Below are 21,850 nucleotides of genomic sequence, written 5' to 3' on the forward strand. Positions count from 1 at the left end.
TATAAGAAGAGAAATCCCGCTTGCGTATGGCAAGCGGGGGAGGAGTATTAATCTTCACTGGAAGCACGTGAAGCACGTTTACGTTCGTGCTCCTTCAAGGCTTTTTTACGTAGACGAATCGATTGGGGTGTAACTTCAACCAGCTCGTCATCATCGATGAATTCTAAAGCCTGTTCCAGAGTCAGTTTAATTGCTGGCGTCAGGATAATATTTTCATCACTACCTGAGGCACGGATATTGGTCAGTTGTTTTTCTTTAGTAACATTCACAACCAGATCATTATCACGGGCATGAATGCCAACAATCATTCCTTCATAACAAACAGCTTGAGGTTCGATAAACAAACGGCCACGATCCTGTAAATTGAATAACGCAAAGGCACGTGCAGTACCTTGGCAATTGGCAATCAAAACACCATTGATGCGTTTTCCAATTCGTCCACGAATAGCAGGGCCGTAATGATCATAAACATGATACATTAATCCTGTACCTGACGTACTGGACAAAAATTCGGTATGGAAACCTATCAGGCCGCGTGTTGGAATAAGATAATCGAGTCGTACACGCCCTTTTCCATCAGGAACCATGTTTTGCAGCTCGCCACGGCGTTCGCCCAGTTTTTCCATAATACTGCCCTGATGATTTTCTTCCACATCAACTGTCAGGCGCTCATAGGGTTCTTGCTGTTCGCCGTTTTCTTCACGGAGAATGACTTCTGGTTTACAGATAGCCAATTCAAAACCTTCACGCCGCATATTTTCAATGAGAATTGATAAATGTAATTCTCCACGACCCGAAACTCTGAACTTATCTGGATCTTCAGTATCTTCGACGCGTAAAGCCACATTATGGAGGAGTTCAGTTTGTAAACGTTCACGCACTTTACGACTTGTAACAAATTTGCCTTCTTGCCCGGCGAAGGGTGAATCGTTAATCTGAAAGGTCATACTGATTGTGGGTTCATCAACTGTCAATGCAGGCAAGGCTTCAACGTGGTTGGGGTCGCAAAGCGTATCAGAGATATTAAGTTGTTCAATACCGGTCACAGCAATAATATCGCCTGCTCTTGCTTGCTCCACTTCAACTCGCTCAAGCCCTTTGAAACCAAGTAATTGCAATAAGCGGCCACTACGGACGTTACCGTCTTTATCAATAATTTTAACAGGCGATTTGGCTTTAATCTGACCCCGCGTAATGCGGCCGATACCAATGGTGCCTACGTAGGACGAATAATCCAGCGAGCTAATTTGCATCTGGAAAGGGCCGTCAGCGTCTACATTCGGCGGAGCGACTTTATCGATAATAGTTTGCAGTAATGCATTCATATCCGACGCTTCCTCATCCAGGTCAAGCTTGGCATAGCCATTTAAAGCAGAGGCATAAACAACCGGGAAATCAAGTTGGGCATCCGTGGCGCCAAGATTATCAAACAGATCAAAAACCTGATCCATGACCCAATGAGGCCTTGCGCCGGGGCGATCGATTTTATTGATGACTACAATAGGATTTAAACCGCGGGCAAACGCTTTTTGTGTTACAAAGCGCGTTTGAGGCATCGGGCCGTCAACAGCATCGACTAACAGCAACACACTATCGACCATCGATAGAATTCGCTCAACCTCGCCGCCAAAATCAGCATGCCCTGGTGTATCGACGATATTAATTTGATGATCACGCCAGTGTACACAGGTATTCTTGGCTAAAATAGTAATACCACGTTCTTTTTCCAGGGCGTTAGAATCCATCAGGCGCTCAACTTTAGGAGCACGCTCATTCAGAGTCCCTGTTTGTTGTAACAGTTTGTCGACCAAAGTAGTTTTGCCATGATCGACGTGAGCGATGATGGCGATATTGCGAATTTGTTCAATCATAAATGACCTATGTTTGACGATAAAGGAGGGCTACATGACTTTTACGCAGTGAAGCAAAAGCAGAGCATCTGTTCATGGATTCGACATTATACATGGATTGCTATGTAAATCCTATCAACTCGCTTCTTACTCGTGCTAAGAAGAATTAACAACGTTCACTTTGAGTCTGCAGCGACTTAATTTAAGTATAAGACATTCAACATGAAGTAATGAGAGTAGAGGCCTGTCTTTCGGCAGGCCAGGAAAAGTGGATTAATGCATTGCCAGTGGCAGACACATCAGCAAGGTCATAATATAAAAAAGGCTGGTTTTTAATGCTCGCCGCCCTTTGATCAAAATAGCCATCATGGTTAAGCCGATAACACCCGGGTAAGTCATCTCAAGTAGAGGAGCTAAAAAGGCAGCAATACCTTTAAAATCAAGGAGTGAAATGATAAATGAGAGGCCGGTAGTTATAAATAAGAGCAGTGGAAATTTGTTATCACTAAGCCTAAATAGTGAACAAAGATAGCGAGCATAGAGATTATTCAAAGCAACTGCAGTAGTCAAGCAGGAAAAAAACATGGCAACACCCATAAACAATGTCGCACTATTACCCATCGCATGTTGGGCAATACTGGGCAACATCAATTCAGGTGCTACATTCTTAATCAGAAATGAATAATGGGAGCCAAGGAATACCAGGCCCAGATAGATAAGGGCTAAAAGAGAGGCTCCGAGAATAGAGGATTTAACTGCAAATAAGATAATTTCACGAGTCTTGGCTTGTGGCAATGATTGTTGTATCTGAGTAAAAATAAGCGCCGAGAAGAAAAAAGCAGCGAATAAATCCATGGTCTGGTAACCGGTGGTAAATCCATTCATAAAAGCCACTCCTCTGGTTGCTTGATCCCTGGATTCTGGTGCCTTAAAAATAGCGATGGTAATCAAGATAACCAGAGTCGTCAGCAAGATGGGACTCATCCATTTACCCAATATTTTGATCATCACTTTGTCATTTAAACAAAAGAAAAAAGTGATAATACAAAAAACAAGACTAAAAGAGGTCAGAGTGATTTGCGGCATTAAATAGCTAAAGCTACCATAAGCAACAGTAATACAGCGGGGGACAACACCAAAAGAACCAAGAAGGGAAAGCATAAACAGGGGTAATAACAGACTGGCCAGTTTGCCGGCTTCACCAAAAAATGCATGGTAGTTTCCCTGATATAGTTTAATAACAAAAAGACCTAAAAGGGGTAAGAAAATGCCGGTTATCAATAGACCCGTGAAACCCATGAACCAGGAATCACCTGCCGCGTAACCAATTTGAAGTGGAAAGACCAGATTTCCTGAGCCGAAAAACATCGCAAAAATTGCGAAACCATAAACTAAGATGGATTTATATTGTTGCATAGTCTGTCCCCGATTTTTATTTTCATTTAGGTGGTGAATACATGTGTAAAGGGTAATTAAATGGCCGCGAGGGCCACATTGACGACTAAGACAACGCAAAGAAGGAGGTTTAGAATAACAACATGATAAAAATCTATTTTTCTTGCCTGCGGCAGAAAAAATGATAATTCAGATTGTGGTGTAAACAATATTTTTACCATGAAATAAATCGTCTTTAATATGCACAATTTTACCGCACTCTAGATCCTTTATACACATAATCGTGCTTGTTGGCAAGCGTAAACAGACGATAGGTTTTACAAATTCTTAACTAAATTTTGCATTAATAACTGATCTTCCAGGTGTCCCGGTATGGCAAAATGAGCAAGTTTTGTCCCATGAGGAGGAATAGGAATGACAACGATTGAGAAAGACGGTGCCCTTAGGAAGCAAATACTCCATGAAGAAAGAATAAAACAGCTGGAAATGAAAGCAGAATTGGCGAAACTTAATAGTGAAAGGCGTGAAGCCAATGCCAAAGATTTCCATGCGAAAGATGCTCAAGGTAATCCTGCGCCAAAATCCTATTGGCAAAAAGTAGCTGAAAATGCACAGGTATTGCAAAAGAAAGGTATGGAAAATTATGCGGATTGGGTTTCTGGAATGAATTCAATCATCAATACGCTCATGGATTTATCACTTGCTCTGGCTTACGATCCAATTGGGAATAGCGATTATGCCGCTTTAGGGATGCTTAATATGGCCGGAGAGTTTGCTCATGAGATGGTTCCTTTCAAACAAACTCGTGAAGCTGCTTGGGAAGGAGTGGCAGGCTGGGCTATGAAGACAATGGGTGCCGGACCACTGGGAAAATTGGGCTTAGGGACGCCTATACCTGCTATAAAATTTAGCGTGAATGTAGATGATGAAGGGCGTCTAACGTCGTCAGCGACCAAGAATGGTATTGCCTTTTCAGAAAGGGAAAAAATGCATTTTGATACTGGGGTATTATGGTGGGCTGAGCAAAATGGCTACAAGCCGGAAGATCCAAAGGCAGAAACACTGGTACTAAAAGATAGTGATGGTCATGTAATGAATAGCGAGACCTTCAAGAAACTCAGTATGGGTCAAACCAAGGGTTTAAAAAGTTTGATGGAAGGACGTTTCGAAATGGCTATGGACTACGTTCATGCCTGTTCTCCACGACCTTAACGGAACCGTGAAGATGATCTTCCTGATGGCGGTAAAGAATTTTTATCACGATGAGTTTACCTTTGTAGCCGGGTAATGAATGATGTTATGGAAAAAAACACTGTCTTCATTCTGGTTACGGTACCCGTGAGATTGATTGGCCATAAACCGTAGCGCTTCACCCTGCTCTAAGGGTTGCCAGATCCCGTTTAGCAAGATTTCCATGTTGCCACTAACGACTACAACATGTTCAATGACACCAGCTTCATGTGGGGTTGATAAATGTTCGCAGCCAGGTAAAAGCTCAATGACAAAGAATTCAAAATTTACCTCTTCATCAAAAGGAAAAAGCGGGGTAATACGAATTTTTTCATCATGATGGCCGAGGCTCTCCCTATTGGCTGCACGGTAAATAAGACCTTGGTTAGCAATGGGGGATTCTTCTAAAAAAGAAGAAAAAGAGGTATGGAACCCATTGGCGATTTTCCATAAGGTAGCCACGGTAGGGCTGGATTCTTGGCGTTCAATTTGACCAAGCATGGCTTTACTGACCCCTGTTTCCTGAGCCGTTTTGTCGAGACTCCAACCATGCAGTTGGCGTAAGTTTCTTAAGGTCAGGGCAATATGTTGAGCTATATTTTGCAAATTTAGTTCCTAGATGCATTGTGCGTTATAGCGCACAATGATACCATACTATTCCTTGTGCGTTATAACGCATGCAACTCGGTGTGCATCAGCAAACTCACAAGAATCCTCAGAAAAATGATGACTTGGGTTTTATTATGAGTAAAAAAATCTCTCTTTCCAATATCACTGCCGCTTTTATAGCAGTACTGGTCGGATTTAGCAGTTCTGCTGCGCTTATTTTTCAGGCAGCGACAACAGCAGGAGCAACTTCGGCGGAGATTAGTTCTTGGGTTTTAGCTCTTGGGGTTGGAACAGGAATTAGTTGTATAGGGCTCTCTCTCTATTACCGCATGCCTATTTTAACTGCTTGGTCAACCCCCGGCGCTGCCTTGTTAACGACTGGGTTATCGGGTGTTTCCATGCCTGAAGCCATTGGTGCATTCATCTTTTCAGCCTTGCTCATTATTGTTGCTGGTGTAACGGGTTGGTTTGAACGAGTATTGATGCGTTTGCCGCGCGCATTAACAGCGGCAATGTTGGCAGGCATTTTGTTACGCTTTGGTTTGAATGTTTTTATTACTATGCAAGAGCAATTCTTGCTGATTTGCACGATGTTCATTAGCTACCTATTTGCTAAACGCTATTTTTCCCGCTACACCATTCCCATCGTTTTGCTGGTAGGGATATTAGATGCTGCAGGTCAAGGTCTATTGCAGTGGCAAAATGTGCATGTTGCCGTTTCTTCGCCAATATTTACGATGCCAGTTTTTTCATGGTCGGTAGTACTTAGTATTGGTATTCCACTCTTTCTGGTTAATATGACTTCACAAAATATTCCAGGTGTTGCCGCACTTCATCATGCTGGTTACCATCCACCGATTTCTCCTTTAATTAGCTGGACAGGTATTACGAACTTCCTTTTAGCTCCTTTTGGTGGGTATGCTTTTAATTTGGCTGCTTTTACGGCTGCAATATGCATGAGTGAAGAGGCAGGTAAAGAGCCGACTCAACGCTACCGTGCAGCGGTTTGCGCAGGATTTTTCTATTTTATCTGTGGAATTTTTGGGGCTACAGTAGTTGCCTTATTATCTGCTTTTCCCCGTGAATTAGTTTTAGCGATAGCAGGATTAGCTTTATTCGGTACCATTGCAAATAGTTTGAAAGCTGCATTAGAAGAGGAAAAACAACGTGAATCTGCTTTAATTACCTTTCTTGTTTCTGCTTCGGGAATATCTCTTTGGGGAATTGGGGCCGCTTTTTGGGGGTTAATAGCAGGTGTACTATCCTTAGTATTATTAACTCATTATAAAGTTTCCTCTTCACAAGAAGTAACTGATTTGAGGACTTTACGTGAATAAATGAAAGGCGGTTTATGTTCTTATGATTACCTTAACTGACAATGACCGCCAATATTGCTTTTTTCTCACTCAGACTCAATCCCCGACTCAATATAACTTAGGTCGTTATTTGCAGGAACAAGGTTGGTCTGCGAGCCATTTTGAAGAGCAGGCTGATTTTGGGGAAGGAAATTTACACTTTAATCTGCAGGCAGCTGAACAACTTGAATTTAAACATCGTTTGGCCGAGTTAGTGCATCAATTTTGTTCCGCGGTGATGCCCCTGACTTATTGTATTAATGATCAAACCTGGCCGGCGGTATTGCAAGACATAGCTGATAAATACTATCGCCACGGTTGGCAATACTTGGATCAAATTGATAATTTGGTGTGGATCTTAAAGCCGGCATTATTGAACAATGGCAAAGAAATAAAAATTTTTCAGAAATTAAGCGAATTAGAGCGGCATTTTCTTTCTACCAGGCGCCTGGGTGGCGAACAGGTCTTACAGCGTTATCTAACAGAGCCCCATTTGTTGCGTGATAGACATAAGTACAGTATCCGTATGTTTGTAGTGCTTACTAATTACGCAGGAGTTTATCTTTATCCGCAAGGCTATTTTAATGTTGCCTTACATCCGTTTGAACCACAAAATTTTCTTGATCTTCGCCCGCATTTGACGAATGAACATTTAAGTGATGAAGAGGCAAATGTAGTTCAGATTCCAGCGCAGCGGTTTGCGACTTTTACTGCATTTTACCCGTTAATAAAATCAATTTTGTCTGAGGTGATGAGGGGGCTGCAACAGCTCTACCCACAAGCCTTTGTCTGTAATCAACGGCGTGAATTGGCTATCTTTGGTTTTGATTTTATGGTTGATAAAGATCAGCGATTGTGGCTCCTGGAAGCCAATCATGGGCCGTGCTTTCCTATCGATGATGAGCACCCCTTACAAAAATATTTGTATTATGATTTCTGGCAGGCTTTTATTGCTAGCTTCGTTATGCCTATAGCGACAGAATGTACGATTGAACAAATTCAATACCAACAATTTGAACCTATCTGAGTCTTGCTTCTGCATGTTAATTGTAAAAGAGGGACTACTGGCGATATTGAGTTTTTGTAGACTGTTTGACAAAGAACAATGAGTAAATTAGGATAAATTCGATTTTTAAAGATGGCACGGGGTGCCGGGTTACCGGCTGAGAAATACTCGTTGAACTTGAACTGGATAATACCAGCGTAAGGATGCCTTCAAAAGATCTATTACCCGATTTTAGGGCTGCTAACATTTCATTGGCTTGAGAAGTGTAACTGGCTCCTGGGTAATGGAGCCCTTTTGCCATCTCCCTTTATTTTTTACCCAGGAGATCGAGCAATGCAGACACTTCATTCAAGAACGACCCTTCTTCTAAATTGGCGCGCTAATCCTTACCATACGCCGATTTTTGTTGCTCAGGCAAAGGGATATTATCGTCAGGAGGGCATCCACCTGGCTATTATGGAGCCTAATGATCCCAGTGATGTCACGGAGATTGTTGGTTTGGGCAAGGTGGATTTTGGAGTTAAAGCAATGATCCACACCGTAGCGGCGCGAGCCAAGGGCTATAATCTAAGTTCCATTGGCACGTTGCTTGATGAACCACCTACGGGCCTTATTGCCTTAAAATCAAGTGGTATTCAGACCTTTCATGACATTGTAGGCAAGCGAGTTGGTTATATTGGTGAGTTTGGCAAAAAAATTATTGATGATTTAGCAAAACTTGCAGGGATTGCCGCTTCAAGTTATGAGACAGTCCGTATTGGTATGAATCTTACAGACGCTATTTGCCGTAATAAAATCGATGTGGGAATTGGTTTTATTAATTTTCAACGGGTTGAATTGGACTATTTATGCGGGGAAACCATTTTTTTACGTCTCGATCAATTAGCCGGGCTTGGTTGCTGTTGCTTTTGCTCCATTCAATTGATTGTGCCTGACACGACGCGACAGCAGCCGGAGTTGATTAAAGGTTTTTTAAGAGCGACTCAACGGGGTGCAGCCTACACAACTGAATATCCCGATGAAGCCTTTGAATTGCTATGCGAGCAGCAACCCCAACTGCGGCAAGAGATGTATCAGAGAGTATTCATCCGCACTTTACCCTTTTTTTCCCGAACCTTGCTCAATGTTTCCCGTGATTGGAAGAAAGTCAGAGATTATAGTGAGCATTTGCAAATTATTGATAAGGCGTTTGACATTCGTCATTGTTATAGTAATGAATTTTTACCAGCAAATCCTTATTCTGAACTTGATCCAATTGCTTGCTGTATCGAATCAATTGATACGATTGAAGGCTAGCTAAGGCCTTTTTCTTGTGTTAGTTTTTCTGCGGGTGGGATTATCACTGTTTCCACCCACGCTCTGCTAGGGCCAAAATAATAGAGGCAAACAAGCAGAAAGCACAGGTCACTGCAATTTCGTTGCCATCGGTTTCTTAAAGGACATGAATTTAATAAAAATCAAGAGCATCTGGTACGTTGTTTGCTAAACTATTATAAAAAGTAAAAGAAATGGGGGATCTCCATGAAGCCTTTGATTCTACATCCCACCGAACTTAGCCAGTGGCATGCCTTAGTAAATGAGGCGCAGGCGTCTACTAGTCTCGTGCTCAATGAAAATACAGAAAGTTATTTGGTTTTCCTGCTAATGCGGTTTTCCCAGGGGACTAAATTAATAGAATCAGTTATTGCTCTTGATTTTCTTGAGTCAATGAATAATCCAAGACGGCGCCAGCTCGAATTATTAAGAGATGTAGGTGATAAAAGCTTGCTTTTTTGTGGGCTTTTTCCAGGGATAGCCGAGCGTCGTCACCTCAGTCTTGATTATTTTGCCGATATGGGGCAGGCCGCTTATCTAACGATGGGTGAATTGCAGGATAGGCAAGAAGGGGACCTCTATCTGCAATTAAGCGCGCAATTTCTTCATCTCCAACAAATTTTACGGGCAATGCGCGGTGATTTTTTGCAATGTAGCAATGATAGAATGCTAAAGATAAATGTCCCTTTGCAATAAACTTGGTTTCATCTTGGTTAGCGAAATTTTTGTATTTCGCTAACTTATACAAATAAGACTTAATTAATGATTAATGGTTAAATAATTTTCACCTACAACCGTTTTTAACAATTGGTAGGCAGGATGTTTTTGCGAGTTAACTTTTTTTAACTGCAATTGTCCACCGCGATTTTCCATATAAGTAGGTTGATAGCTTACCTTGTTAATCACGGTAGCTTCATCGCGTTTTTCCAAATAGAGTGATAGCAAACCGCTAGCGCGGTTTTTCAAGCTGCCTTGATTAGAAATAAAATTACCTAATGAATAAGCAACAAAGACCCGTTTCCCCCTGGCATTTAACCAGGCAAAGGGTTGTACGCAATGGGGATGGGAGCCTAAAATAGCCAGAGCACCAGCTTCTGCTAATTCTTGGGCAAATCGTTGCTGGATTTTATTGGGACGGCTTTGATATTCGATACCCCAGTGGGGAGTCACAATAACGGCATCATGTGTTTTAGCAAGTTCTGCTACCAGTTGTAACACCAGTTCTTTATCGCGCTGACATAGCAAGACTTGACGATGTTTATCAGCAATACCATTGGTGTCTTGGGTACAAGCTAACCAGGCTATTGAAAGATCGTTTGTTTTGGTTTCTGTATACCAGGCATCTTCGCTGTTCTGCCTGCGAGTGCCTGTAAAAGCCAGTTCGCTCTCATGGAGGGCCACAATGGTTTTGTTAATGCCGATAGCGAAGCGATCCAGAGTATGGTTATTGGCTGTGGAAACAATATCAAAGCCAGAGGCTTTTAAGGCACCAATCAATGCTGGGGGGTAATTAAACATAGGATAGGCGGTATAAGCTTTGCTGATACTGGTTGTTGTTTTGCCGTGCTGGTCAACCATTTCCGCCGCAGGTCCTTCTAAATTCCCATAAGTCAGATCAGCTTCTTTCAAGGCAGGTATTACCGGCTCCCAAAGCGTACTAAATCCATCAGCAAGACCTTTGTGTTGTAAAGGAGGGTGTAAAAGCACATCCCCTACGGCAATAATATGGACCTTGGTTGCATGTAAAGAAGAAATTAGCAACAGGTTAAGCAAAGCATAGCGCATCTGCATAACTGGCTCTCGGCAATCGATAGGTAAATTAATTTTTATACAAGCAATATGCCAAGGTTTAGAACATTATCTTTTAAATCAGGCGGTAGAGGCCAATTATCAACACACCCTCGTACCGATCCTGTTGAAAAGCGCTTATTTGCGAAATAGTAGTGTAATATCAATGGCATCAAAGCTGTAGTGCTTATTACAAAAGTCACAACTGACTTCTATTTTTCCTTGCTCTGCCAGTAATTGCTTGGTTTCTTCTTCACCAAGAATAGTTAAAACCTGTTTCATTTTTTCTTCGCTACAGCGGCATTTGAAGTACACGGGACGGTTGTCAAAAAGGCGTAATTCGGTTTCATGATAAAGACGATATAACAGGGTTTGATTATCGAGTGTTAAGAGCTCTTTATCGCTCACGGTTTGACCCAATTGGACGGCATACTCCCAAAATTGTTCACGTTGGACAGTATCTTGTCCTGGCATTAATTGCAGCAACATACCGGCCGCCATGTCATCACCAATAGCCAACCAGACTCGACTGGCAACCTGTTCTGATTGCGCAAAATAATGCATTAAATTTTCGCTCATTGAGGTAGCCTGAATAGGGACAACACTTTGATAAGTTTGAGTTTGCTTGTATTGATTAATGGTTAATACCATCTGTCCATTTAAAAAGGCCTCAGCATAATCACTTATCTCAAGATTTTCTTCATACTTGGCAAAAGCACGCAGCTGTAATTGATTATCACACTGTACTAACAATAGCGGTAAACGCTTGTCACCTTGGAATTGTAAACTTAATTCCCCTTCGAATTTGATACTGCCTGCCAAAAGCAGGCAAGAGATCAAGGCTTCGCCGAGTAAGTGTTTTACCATAGCTGGATAGGGGCGCTGAGCCATGATGGTTTGATAACTTTCTTTGGCGTGGGCTATTTCACCGCGAATACTGGCATGTTCAAATAAAAAGCGTTGAAGAGAGTCAGTTTCTTTCATCTTGGACCTTAAGGGCAACAAATCGATTAATTCTACCATAAAGTAGATTGCTTGCCTGCCTGCGAGTGACAAGCGATAATAGCCTTTTTCGAAACGCATTGGTTTCGAAGGATCTAAATGTTTCATTTTTGTTCGAGAATAACGCATGCTTAATCCACAGCAAAAGGCGGCTGTCCGATATATTGATGGGCCTTTATTAGTGCTGGCTGGTGCTGGTAGTGGTAAAACGCGAGTGATTACTCAAAAAATAGCCTATCTTATTGAACACTGCGGTTATACAGCCAACACGGTCTGTGCAGTTACCTTTACCAATAAAGCGGCTAATGAAATGCGTGCGCGAGTCGCTGCTGTCTTGCCAGCTGCTAAGCGGCATGGTTTAAGAGTAGCTACCTTTCATACCCTGGGCTTGAGCATTATTAAACGGCATGTGGCCTTATGTGATTTAAAAACCGGATTTTCCATTTTTGATAGCGAGGACTGTCTGCAATTGTTGCGTGGATTTTTACCGGTTGGTAAAGCCAATGAGCGTGATTATCTTATGCAGATACAACAACAAATTTCACGTTGGAAAAATGATTTACTCGAGCCTCATGAGGTGAGTGGTTGTACTACCGATTTGCCGATTTACGAAGAAGCCGCTTTAATTTACCCTCGTTATCAACAAGCTTTAAAAGCCTATAATGCCGTCGATTTTGATGATTTAATTCGTTTGCCGGTCCGTCTTTTAAGTCATCATGCTGAGTTACGAGAATATTGGCAAAATAGAATTCGTCATTTACTGGTAGACGAGTATCAGGATTCTAATACCAGTCAGTACAGTCTGGTCAAGCTTCTGGTTGGTGTACGTGCGCACTTTACGGTAGTAGGTGATGATGATCAATCTATTTATGCCTGGCGGGGGGCTAAGCCAGAAAACCTTGCTCAGTTACAACGCGATTACCCCCAATTAAAACTAATAAAATTGGAACAGAATTATCGTTCCACTAGCCGAATCTTGCATGCCGCCAACCATTTAATTGCCAATAATACGCATTTGTTTAGTAAAAAATTATGGAGCGAATTGGGGCATGGTGAACTGTTACGTGTTTTGTGTTGTAAGGATGAAAATGATGAGGCCGAGCAGGTGGTCGCGGATTTAATCAGTCAAAAATTACGTCAGGGCACTCAGTATGGGGATTACGCTATTTTGTATCGCGGGAATCATCAATCACGAATTTTTGAAAAAATGTTACGTCATCATGGTATTGCGTACCATATTAGTGGAGGGCAATCCTGGTTTGCACGCCCGGAAGTTAAGGATATTTTTGCCTACCTTAAATTACTTTGTAATGAGGCTGATGATGCGGCTTTTTTAAGGGTAATTAATACGCCCAAACGGGGTATTGGTGAGACAACCTTGGATGCCTTAGGGCATTATGCTCAAACACGAGGTCAAAGTCTTTATCTCTGCTGTGATCATCTGGCACTGAGCAGCCAGATTGCCGATAAGCCACGGATGGCTTTACAAGTATTTAAAGGATGGATGGATACCATAAAAACACGTATTCAAACCGAGCCAGTATTGGAAGTTTTACGTGAAATGATAGAGGACAGTGGTTATGAGGCTTATGTTTATGAGCAAAGCGATACACCGGCCAAAGCTCAAAAACGCATGGACAATGTTTGGGAGTTAATAGAATGGGTTGGACGTTTACTGGCTAAAGATGCTACCCAGCAATTAGCGGATGTTATTAATAAATTGATTCTTATTGATATTTTAGAACAAGCAGATGAACACGATGCTAATACAGTGCAACTAATGACGCTGCATGCTTCAAAAGGTTTGGAGTTTCCTTTTGTGTATCTGGTCGGTATGGAGGAGGAATTATTGCCACATCGGGTGAGTATCGATACGGAGCAAATAGAAGAAGAGCGGCGTTTAGCTTATGTCGGTATTACCCGTGCACAAAAGAGCCTCTGTTTAACGTTGGCTAGACAGCGTCGTCGTGTCGGTGAATTGCAGGAATGCCAACCCAGTCGCTTTTTGGATGAATTACCGCAAGATAGCCTGGAATGGTATGGTAAGAGCGGTGAGCGTAACGAGGCCAAATCAAAGGCCCTGGCGCAGTCTCATTTGGCAGGATTAAAAAACTTATTGGCTTAATTCTTAAATAATCTTACATTGGTTATCAGTCTTATTATTTCAGGGCTTACAAAAATTTGAGGTCGAGGCAACATTTGCTTTTAATGAGAGAGTTTAGTCATTACGAAATGACCTAATTAAAAGCGAATTTTAACGAAGGGATCGGAGTTTTATAGAAGCCCGGTATTCTTAATAATTACTGTGAAAAGAAGGACCTGATCAATGAAGCAAAGCGCGAATTCGACGGATTTATTTCAGCCTACTGGTTTAGGCTCACTTAAGCTAGCTAATCGTATTGTTATGGCACCGCTAACACGTAGTCGTGCAGGTAAAGGGGATGTGTTAGGTCCGATGAATGCGGAGTATTATGCGCAGCGAGCCAGTGCAGGGCTAATCATCAGTGAAGCAACTCAAATTTCACAACAAGGTAAAGGTTATGCCTTTACTCCGGGTATTTATACTGAAGAACAGATTGCCGGTTGGAAATTGTCTACTAACGCCGTGCATGCCCAAAAAGGCCTTATCTTTGCGCAATTATGGCATGTGGGGCGTATTTCCCATCCTGATTTGCAGCTTGACCATCAATTACCGGTTGCCCCTTCTGCAATCAAGCCTGAAGGAAAAGCGTTCACGGAAACTGGGTTTAAAGATCTTGTTACCCCTCGTGCCTTGGAAACAGAGGAAATTCCGGGCATCGTCAAAGACTATGTCCATGCGGCTCGCTGTGCCAAAAAGGCAGGCTTTGATGGGATTGAAATTCATGCCGCCAATGGCTATCTCATCGATCAATTTATGCGCGATAAAACCAACAAACGAACGGATCGTTATGGTGGTAGTTTGGAGAATCGCGCTCGCCTCTTATTAGAACTGGTCGATGCCCTCAAAGAGGTCTGGCCAGGGGATAAAATAGGTATTCGGTTCTCACCAGTTAGCCCGGCTAATGATATTGCCGATAGTAATCCAATGGCTACTTTTTCTTATATGGTCAGTGCGCTTAATGAGTTTGCTTTGGCTTATATCCATTGTGTTGAAGGCGTTACTATTGGGCCGCGTACTATCCCTGCAGATTTTAGCTTTGCTACCCTGCGCGCTTTATTCAAAGGCCAGTATATGGCCAATAATGGTTATGACTTGCCGCTTGCCGTGCAAGCTCGCGAGAAAAATCTGGCTGATTTAATCTGTTTTGGTCGCCCTTTTATCGCCAATCCTGATTTAGTTGAACGTTTGCAAACTGGAGCAAGGCTGAACGAAGCGCCCCGGGAGTTATGGTATGGCGGTGGGGAACATGGTTATACCGATTGGCCGACCTTGGCTGAGGAGTTAGCTAAAAAGAAGGCTGAATGAAAGTTAAAGGGCAGTATTGGTTTACCATACTGCCCTTTAATTGTTATGCGGCTGGGGAACTAACTCGGTGAGATAAATCGGTCAGGAAATCTTCCGTGGTTGTCGTTTTATGGGAAAATAATCCAAAAATACCATTCGTGCGATGGATCTTATAGATAGGTTGTTGGGCTTCCTCTCTAATGATTGCTGCCGCAGTCTGATCGCCTCCCTTTTGACGTAACTTGTCATGTTGTAATGAGGTCAACTGCTCAGCTTTGCCTTTGGCTAGGGTTTGTCCCATCACAACATGACTCAAATGTGCATCTTTGAAGCGTTTAATGCGGAAATCAGCTTGATGACGGCGCCAGTCTTCCGAAATTGTGTCAACATCTTTTTGATCCAGTTCCACGCGGGGCGCAACAGACGGTTGGCCAGTTTGTTTATCCCAGGCTGTACCTAGCCCTAATCGTTGCTTAGGATTGTTGAATTGGCTGAATGCACTATCCCAGAGTGTTGCTAAACCATAGATTGGAAGAGTAATTAATTTGAGTATGCGTGTTGGTAGATCAGCACTGTGATCATGGCCATGGCCAGCTTCCAGGCGCTCTTCTAAAAGCCCTTTGGTGGAGTGGCTATGTACATGCTCATGAGGGAGGAAATAATGGACATCTTCAAAGCCCTCGCTGACAATGCCCAGAATTGCAGAGACAATTTCTGGAACCCCTGGCATCCTATCAGCAGTCACTCCGATACTGACTAAGTGACCAAGGAATAGCAGAACACGTAGAGGTGTGATAGTAACGGCTAATACTAAGCGAGCAGGGTTAACTATTTGCCCCCAGTTTTCTCGTTCTCTAAAGGCCTTAAACGCTTGAACGATTTTTTCCCCTCTGGTTTTTAGAGGATGTTCCCTTAACCATGTACGTAACTTTTGTTCATCCTCATTCACCAGCTCACCTTCCGTTGGAGCCAATTGTTTGGCAAGAAAGGTTTCCAGTCTATTCAATTCGTTAATAATTTGCTTCTTTTGAACCAGATCTTCTTGGCTTAGATGTTTGTAACTGTAATGGTGCAGTAATTTCAATTGAGCTTTATAGTCTTTGAAAAATTGTGGGCAATCCTTGTCTTTAGTGTTGGGGAAATTTTCCAACAGATAGGCGTTTCTCGGGAATTTAGACTCCGTCATTTCCTCAATCATTTCTAGCGATTCGCTAGTATTTTCCATATTAAAAACAAGCGCGGACATACTGGTAATTAGGGGATTGAGAAAACCCATTACATAGCTGGGTACGTTTCCCATCCATGCGAAAAGAGGGCGTGTATTTTGCGCAACGGTCCACCAGGTACCTGCCGTGCAAGCAGTCAGAGCCAGTGTAAGACTAAGAAGAAAGAGTGCAGTTGCCGTAATAAATAGGTTGCGTGGCGTGAATCCTTCTTCCTGAACATTTCGTTTAATTTTATGATACCACTTACGCACAGTGTCGTTATTAATCATATCGGTAACAGCGTTAAAGGTTAGAAAACCATAGGCACTACCAGCAACGATAGCCATGGGAACGATCAACATCGGTAAGCTTGCAGCCGGGATAGCAACCAGGAATGGAATGACCTCAAAGGCTTCGACGAGCAGGTAAGTTGTGCCATAGCCCATAAAGAAGCCGGCAAATAGACTGAATATCTTTACTGTATTGTAGGTAGCGCGGCGCTGTTCTAATAACTCAATTTGTTCGGCTTGACCATTCAGAGCCAACCAATCACGTAGCTCTTGCTCATACTCGCTGAGTTCCCTGCGGTCACCTGCCTTGGGGAATAATTGGGTAGCGAACCATTTTTCCATGTCACCTAAGGTTTTCTCGATCTGTTTTTTTCTGGCTGCATCTTCTTTGCTTAGCCGTTTATGACCGAATGTGTGTAATAAATGTAATTGGGCTTCGTAATCCTTGAAAAATTGTGGACATTTTACTTTCGTATCAGGGAATTTTTCTAAAAGGTATTCGTTGGCGAGATGATTTTGTAAATAATCGTTTTTAAAAAATAATTTTTTTAGGGCGCCACTGATGTTTTGTAAATAAATTTCACCCTCGTAAGCGACTGATAAAGTAAGCGCCATTCCTGCAACAGTCAGAGTGGGGAATAAAACAAACATACCACCAAAGCTTAATAAGCCTAAAATCAAGCTCGCGCCGGTAGCAAGAAGGAGGAGGAGGAGGTAATAGGGAATTTTTTTTGCTTTTACTTTCATTGTTCACCACACAAGCAAACCAAAGGAAGTGGAACTTTATAACAAATGAAAATGATTATCAATAACCTTACGAACAAAAAAAAATCATATTGTTTTATAGAGAGATTTATCCCGATAAAAAATGGGTATAAAAAATAACAGATGACCAATATTGCTTGTTATCGATCATAAAAATAACAGTTGCATCCTGGGAACCTTTCTGTAGGATCTAGCCTGTTAGACTTAACAGGGAGTTACTATGCGTTTTTATTCGCGGATGATTTTTCTGATAGTTGTCTTTATTTTCTCGGCCAATCCGTTGTTTGCGGAAGCCAAGCCTGTACTGGAGCAGCTACAGATACCTCAATGCTTGGCAGCCAAATTATCTGCAGAGTTCAGCATACTCGCTCAAAATAGGCATTTTAAAATTATTGAGCTTCATACAAAGGAATTGGATAAACTTGCTTTATTAGCTGATGAAGCACATTGTGGTCGTTTTGTGAATGTGAGTCACTATTTTGTTAACAGCAAAGCGACTGACAAACAAAAAATTTCCCGGCAGTTATTAGCAAAACCGCCAGTCTTTAAAACAGCGTTTCTCTCTTCGCCGCCTTATAAAATAAATCAGGAAAGAAAAGTTAATGACGCTTTGGCAAGAATTGATGCTGACCATATTATTCAAGTCGTATCCCATTTGAGTAACTATTACAATCGTTCTGCAAGTGGGGATAGCGGCGTACAAACAGCAAAATGGTTACAGACACAATTTGATGGATTAGTACATGCCTACGGTCGCAGTGATACGAAAAGTTATTTTGTAAAGACAGGAAATTACATTCAACCTTCCTTAGTTACTGTAATAGGCAAGGATATCCACGCGCCCGCGATAGTACTTGGTGCGCATATGGATACCCTGGACGGCTTTATGCCAGGTGCTGGCGATGATGCAAGTGGCTCTGCCTCACTGATGGAAGTGGCCCGAGTGCTATTGGCCTCATCGCTGACATTTGAGCGGCCAATCTATTTGATCTGGTATGCAGCGGAGGAGCGTGGTTTGGTTGGCTCCCAATATGTAGTGCGAAAGTTCCTGCGTAAAAAGATTCCGGTTAAAGCAGTCATTCAATTCGATATGACAGGGTTTCGTAATGATGCCAATGATCCCACCATGTGGGTCTTTCGTGATTATACCGATAAGATGTTGAGTGATTACATTGCTGAACTTATCAAAACCTATATCAAGGTCCCTGTCGCTTATTCCCGTTGTGGCTATGGTTGTAGTGATCATGCCTCCTGGATGTCTGCGGGTATTCCCGCTGCTTTTCCCTGTGAAACCAGCTTTGAACGGCATAATCCTTATATCCACTCTGCAGCAGATACGATGGATTTATTGAACACCGATCATATGGTTAATTTCACTAAACTGGGATTAGCCTTTGCAATAGAACTGGCAAGCGATTAGGCGTGGCATCTGGAGGCGAGGTGAAAATAACCTTGCCTTTATGGATTCAACTGCTCAAGCGATGAATCCATAATAACCGATTCCGCAGATGACTGCCAAAATCAAGACTCTCAGGTAGACACCAGAACGGGGGTTTTTATAGAGCGCTGCTAAATAAGACAGCGGATGACGGTAAATAAGACGGCGCATGATTTTTTTACTGACATTAACTGGAATGCCCGATACAGGTGATTCATGAATGCGGATACTGGGGCCTGCGTTAGCCTCAATAATAACACCAGCGGTAGATTGGATGGGTCGGTTAATATCCGCACATTGTACATCAAAGCCTACAAGCTCGAGACATAAGGCTTTCGCTGCAGCAGCCATTAGGCGACGATTTTCTTTGCATATTTTGTTGCCTAAAGAAGTGTAGGTACCTCCCCGTGTGGCATTACAGGTATAACCTAAGGTAAGCCATTCACCCTTGTAGGGGACATAGTCCACGGTGAGCCCCAGCTCATCGAGCCTAATCAAACACTCCTCATCAACAGTAATTGGACCGAATGCATCGCTGATTTGTGTTCGCTCAAGGTTCGTTATTTCGATCAGTTTTTGAATAGTATGAATTCCATCACCTATTATATGTGCTGGATAGCGTTGGATAACTCCTAGTACACGGCCGTTCAGTACCAAGACACGGTAAGAGTTTAAATTGCCATGAAACTCCTCGATCAGGAGATAGTCATCAGACTGGAAACCTTTAACCATATAATTCTTTAACTGGGTGAGTGTTTTAATATTGCATAAAACGCCTCTGCCTAGTTTACCTTCTTGAGGTTTTGCTACGAGAGGAAAAGAAAGGGGAGCTATTTTTTTTTCCATTTTTCCCTGGAGGTATTCATTAACATGAACGAAGTCACTTTTGGGAACAGGTAAGCCGGCTTGCTCGAGAATTTTGTTCATACAATATTTATGACGTGCCACATGAGCACTACCGCTATTATTAAGTGGAGAACTACTGCCATAAAAAAAGTAATTTTTTTTACCTAGCTTTAAAGTAAACCCTTCTATTTCAGGTGTTTCTTCAACAGGAAGAAGGAGTTTTAAGGCGGCCTCATAGTAACAACGCGCATTTTTGTTCATAACAGTTCACAAGCCAGGTTATCCTCACTCCTTTATACTGGATTATTGTGCAAATTCGGTAAAGGAGCAAGGTACTATTAATTACTGTTCTGCCCTATCAGAACAGAGTGACACAGATATAAATCAAGCCTAAAAAGATTAGTAATAGGGCACTTTTTATAGAGATAGCTACATGACCCTCTTTACACAGAGTATTTAAATATGCAAAAGGATGTCTATAGAGGATACTGAGTATTATTTTTTTAGAAACCATAACCGGTGTTCCCTCCATTGGCTTTTCGTGGATCCTGATGCTCGGAGTTGGGTTAGCTTCAATAATAACGCCTCCAGAAGCCTGTATAGGAATATCAATATCAGGACATTCAACATCAAATCCAACGATATTCAAATTTAATGCTTGGGCAGCACGGAGAAAAAATTGCTTGTTCTCTTTACTAATTTTTTTATATATTGTTTGATATACTCCGCCGCGAGTTGCATTCGATGCATAGCCTAAAGTAACTCTTTCATCCACTGCAGGAATATATCCCAAATCAATCTGGAGTTCTTGCAAGCGAATGTGGAGTTCTTCGTCAATACAAATGGGCCCTAAAAAATCACGGAGTTTATTTCGATTAATATTAGTGATTTCGATAAGCTCATGCAAAGTATGGCTACCATCACCTATAACAAAAGAGGGCTCACGAATAACAACACCAATTATTTTGTTGTAGAGAACAAGAATACGGTAGGATTTTAAATTGCCATGAAATTCTTGTACGATTAAACAGTCATTCGTTGCAAATTTATTGTGGAGATGTGTCTTTAACGCCGTTAAATTTTGAATATTACAGATGACATCCCTGCCTAGGGTCCCATCTCTGGGTTTTATCACTAATGGAAAAGTCAAATTCTTGATACAGGTTTCTAGTAGTCCTTGATTGAATTCCGAAGCGTATATTGCTATCGATTTAGGGACAGGAAAACCTGCTTTCTCCAAAACTTTATTTGCAGTATGTTTATCATGTGCTATTAAAGAGCTCGTATTCAGGTTTAGTGGAGTTCTGGGGCCATAAAAAAAATATTGGCGCTTCCCGAGTAATAGTTTAAACCCGTCGATTAAGGGTTCCTGTTCTATGAGAAGATTCAGTTTTTTAGCGCTTTCATAGTAGCATTCTGCATTCTTATTCATAATATAAAAAATTTTTCTTCCTATGTTATTGTTACTATTATCGTGGCTTTATTGCAACAGTGAAGTAACCTTCCCGACCATCTAAACGCAAGCCTTCGGGGAGATCCGCCCGAGCAAAAACATAGCTTTCTTCAATTACAAAACCGACTCGACCTAACTCTCGTGAGAGTACTTTTTCGTCAAGAAAGTTAAGTGTATCAGGAATAAAAGCAGCATATTTTTTCTCCACCAATTTTTTCAAATTAGGGAAATAGCCCGGCCATAACTCATTATATAATAATCGTTGTTCATAAACAGGAATAAGATTTTTGAATACTCTAGTATAAGGAGTGCCGCTGATAATAAACAATTTGGAACCAGGACACAGGGTAAAAAACAGTTTCTCAAATCCCTGTCGTAGGGCCATGAAATCCAAATGTCCAAGAGTACGAGAAGCAAAAAATCCTCGTAAACTGTTCGCAGGCAGTTGTAATACTTCGGGGAAGCAACCGGGAAGTATTGTTAAGCGTGAGCGGATTTCCTGAGGAGTATTATTATAGAGAATTTTTAAATGTTGCTCTTCAATATCGTTGGCAATCACTGTGGCGCCAGCCTGTAAAGCAGCTAGAGTTACTGTACCATAAGCGGCTCCAATTTCTAAAACGGGGCCTGGTTGATTTGCGGCATATTCGATAAATTGTTGCGCGCGGTTATCAATATAAATAGACGTTACGCCCTGGTTATTGATTGTATAACGTAAATGAATTTCTCTGCGTCTATGTGTATTGCTCATAGGTAAGCTCTTTTTTAATGCTGTTAATCTAAGTTTACAATAATAGAGTTAAAAAGCAGGAGATTATCTATCAGAACCTGTGGTTTATTTATACTATATTTACATGAGCGAATGGATACTTATGAG

The 21,850-nt window shown here is 41.9% G+C and carries 17 protein-coding genes and 1 riboswitch; of the genes, 8 read left to right on the forward strand and 9 right to left on the reverse strand.

Annotated features, from left to right (window positions below; genetic code table 11):
* Positions 1-47 precede the first annotated feature (47 nt).
* Positions 48-1,871: a translational GTPase TypA gene (typA, locus tag DYC89_RS01030; RefSeq protein WP_115220118.1), complete on the reverse strand. Its 1,824-nt coding sequence runs from the start codon at positions 1,869-1,871 to the stop codon at positions 48-50.
* A gap of 252 nt (positions 1,872-2,123) precedes the next feature.
* Positions 2,124-3,266, reverse strand: a complete 1,143-nt coding sequence (locus DYC89_RS01035) for a branched-chain amino acid transport system II carrier protein (protein ID WP_115220119.1) — start codon at positions 3,264-3,266, stop codon at positions 2,124-2,126.
* A 393-nt stretch (positions 3,267-3,659) separates the two neighbouring features.
* Between DYC89_RS01035 and DYC89_RS01040 the strand changes: the two genes are divergently transcribed.
* Positions 3,660-4,457: a hypothetical protein gene (locus DYC89_RS01040; RefSeq protein ID WP_115220120.1), complete on the forward strand. Its 798-nt coding sequence runs from the start codon at positions 3,660-3,662 to the stop codon at positions 4,455-4,457.
* 45 nt (positions 4,458-4,502) lie between these two features.
* Here DYC89_RS01040 and DYC89_RS01045 read toward each other — a convergent pair whose 3' ends face one another.
* Positions 4,503-5,081, reverse strand: a complete 579-nt coding sequence (locus DYC89_RS01045) for a helix-turn-helix domain-containing protein (RefSeq protein WP_115220121.1) — start codon at positions 5,079-5,081, stop codon at positions 4,503-4,505.
* Positions 5,082-5,218: 137 nt separating this feature from the next.
* On the opposite strand from DYC89_RS01045, the gene DYC89_RS01050 reads away from it, so the two are divergent.
* The 4 genes from DYC89_RS01050 to DYC89_RS01065 all read left to right on the forward strand — a co-directional run bounded on the left by DYC89_RS01050 (position 5,219) and on the right by DYC89_RS01065 (position 9,455).
* Positions 5,219-6,421, forward strand: coding sequence for a benzoate/H(+) symporter BenE family transporter (locus tag DYC89_RS01050; RefSeq protein WP_115222611.1), 1,203 nt, complete (start codon positions 5,219-5,221; stop codon positions 6,419-6,421).
* 22 nt (positions 6,422-6,443) lie between these two features.
* Entirely contained in the window at positions 6,444-7,466 is a 1,023-nt protein-coding gene (locus tag DYC89_RS01055) for a tubulin-tyrosine ligase (RefSeq protein WP_115220122.1), read from the forward strand.
* Between the two features lie 107 nt (positions 7,467-7,573).
* Positions 7,574-7,666, forward strand: a riboswitch (TPP riboswitch).
* Between the two features lie 112 nt (positions 7,667-7,778).
* On the forward strand, positions 7,779-8,741 hold the full coding sequence (locus DYC89_RS01060) for an ABC transporter substrate-binding protein (RefSeq protein WP_115220123.1): 963 nt from the start codon (positions 7,779-7,781) through the stop codon (positions 8,739-8,741).
* Positions 8,742-8,966: 225 nt separating this feature from the next.
* The gene (locus tag DYC89_RS01065; protein ID WP_115220124.1) at positions 8,967-9,455 is read left to right on the forward strand and encodes a hypothetical protein; all 489 of its coding nucleotides are present in this window, start codon (positions 8,967-8,969) and stop codon (positions 9,453-9,455) included.
* 63 nt (positions 9,456-9,518) lie between these two features.
* On the opposite strand, the gene DYC89_RS01070 is transcribed toward DYC89_RS01065, so the two are convergent.
* Together DYC89_RS01070 and hslO are read right to left on the reverse strand one after the other, a co-directional pair.
* Complete coding sequence (locus tag DYC89_RS01070) at positions 9,519-10,550, reverse strand: CapA family protein (protein WP_115220125.1); 1,032 nt, start codon at positions 10,548-10,550, stop codon at positions 9,519-9,521.
* A gap of 135 nt (positions 10,551-10,685) precedes the next feature.
* On the reverse strand, positions 10,686-11,531 hold the full coding sequence (gene hslO, locus DYC89_RS01075) for an Hsp33 family molecular chaperone HslO (protein WP_115222612.1): 846 nt from the start codon (positions 11,529-11,531) through the stop codon (positions 10,686-10,688).
* Positions 11,532-11,676: 145 nt separating this feature from the next.
* Between hslO and DYC89_RS01080 the strand changes: the two genes are divergently transcribed.
* Together DYC89_RS01080 and DYC89_RS01085 are read left to right on the forward strand one after the other, a co-directional pair.
* A complete protein-coding gene (locus tag DYC89_RS01080; protein WP_115220126.1) occupies positions 11,677-13,674 on the forward strand; it encodes a UvrD-helicase domain-containing protein in 1,998 nt (665 codons plus the stop codon).
* A 201-nt stretch (positions 13,675-13,875) separates the two neighbouring features.
* Positions 13,876-14,997, forward strand: a complete 1,122-nt coding sequence (locus tag DYC89_RS01085) for an alkene reductase (RefSeq protein WP_115220127.1) — start codon at positions 13,876-13,878, stop codon at positions 14,995-14,997.
* A 43-nt stretch (positions 14,998-15,040) separates the two neighbouring features.
* Here DYC89_RS01085 and DYC89_RS16815 read toward each other — a convergent pair whose 3' ends face one another.
* Positions 15,041-17,218 carry a hypothetical protein gene (locus tag DYC89_RS16815; RefSeq protein ID WP_115220128.1) on the reverse strand — a complete coding sequence of 726 codons (2,178 nt, stop codon included), beginning with the start codon at positions 17,216-17,218 and terminating at the stop codon, positions 15,041-15,043.
* A 238-nt stretch (positions 17,219-17,456) separates the two neighbouring features.
* Between DYC89_RS16815 and lapA the strand changes: the two genes are divergently transcribed.
* Positions 17,457-18,656, forward strand: a complete 1,200-nt coding sequence (lapA, locus tag DYC89_RS01095) for an aminopeptidase LapA (RefSeq protein WP_115220129.1) — start codon at positions 17,457-17,459, stop codon at positions 18,654-18,656.
* A 54-nt stretch (positions 18,657-18,710) separates the two neighbouring features.
* Here the strand turns inward: lapA and DYC89_RS01100 are convergent, their stop codons facing one another.
* From DYC89_RS01100 to DYC89_RS01110, 3 genes are all read right to left on the reverse strand, one after another.
* Complete coding sequence (locus DYC89_RS01100; RefSeq protein ID WP_245953920.1) at positions 18,711-19,781, reverse strand: UDP-N-acetylmuramyl peptide synthase; 1,071 nt, start codon at positions 19,779-19,781, stop codon at positions 18,711-18,713.
* 97 nt (positions 19,782-19,878) lie between these two features.
* Positions 19,879-20,952, reverse strand: coding sequence for a UDP-N-acetylmuramyl peptide synthase (locus DYC89_RS01105; RefSeq protein WP_115220130.1), 1,074 nt, complete (start codon positions 20,950-20,952; stop codon positions 19,879-19,881).
* Between the two features lie 37 nt (positions 20,953-20,989).
* Positions 20,990-21,724: a class I SAM-dependent methyltransferase gene (locus tag DYC89_RS01110; RefSeq protein ID WP_115220131.1), complete on the reverse strand. Its 735-nt coding sequence runs from the start codon at positions 21,722-21,724 to the stop codon at positions 20,990-20,992.
* Positions 21,725-21,850: the final 126 nt, after the last annotated feature.

The organism is Legionella donaldsonii, from assembly GCF_900452385.1.
In the GTDB taxonomy this organism is placed as follows: Bacteria; Pseudomonadota; Gammaproteobacteria; order Legionellales; family Legionellaceae; genus Tatlockia; species Tatlockia donaldsonii.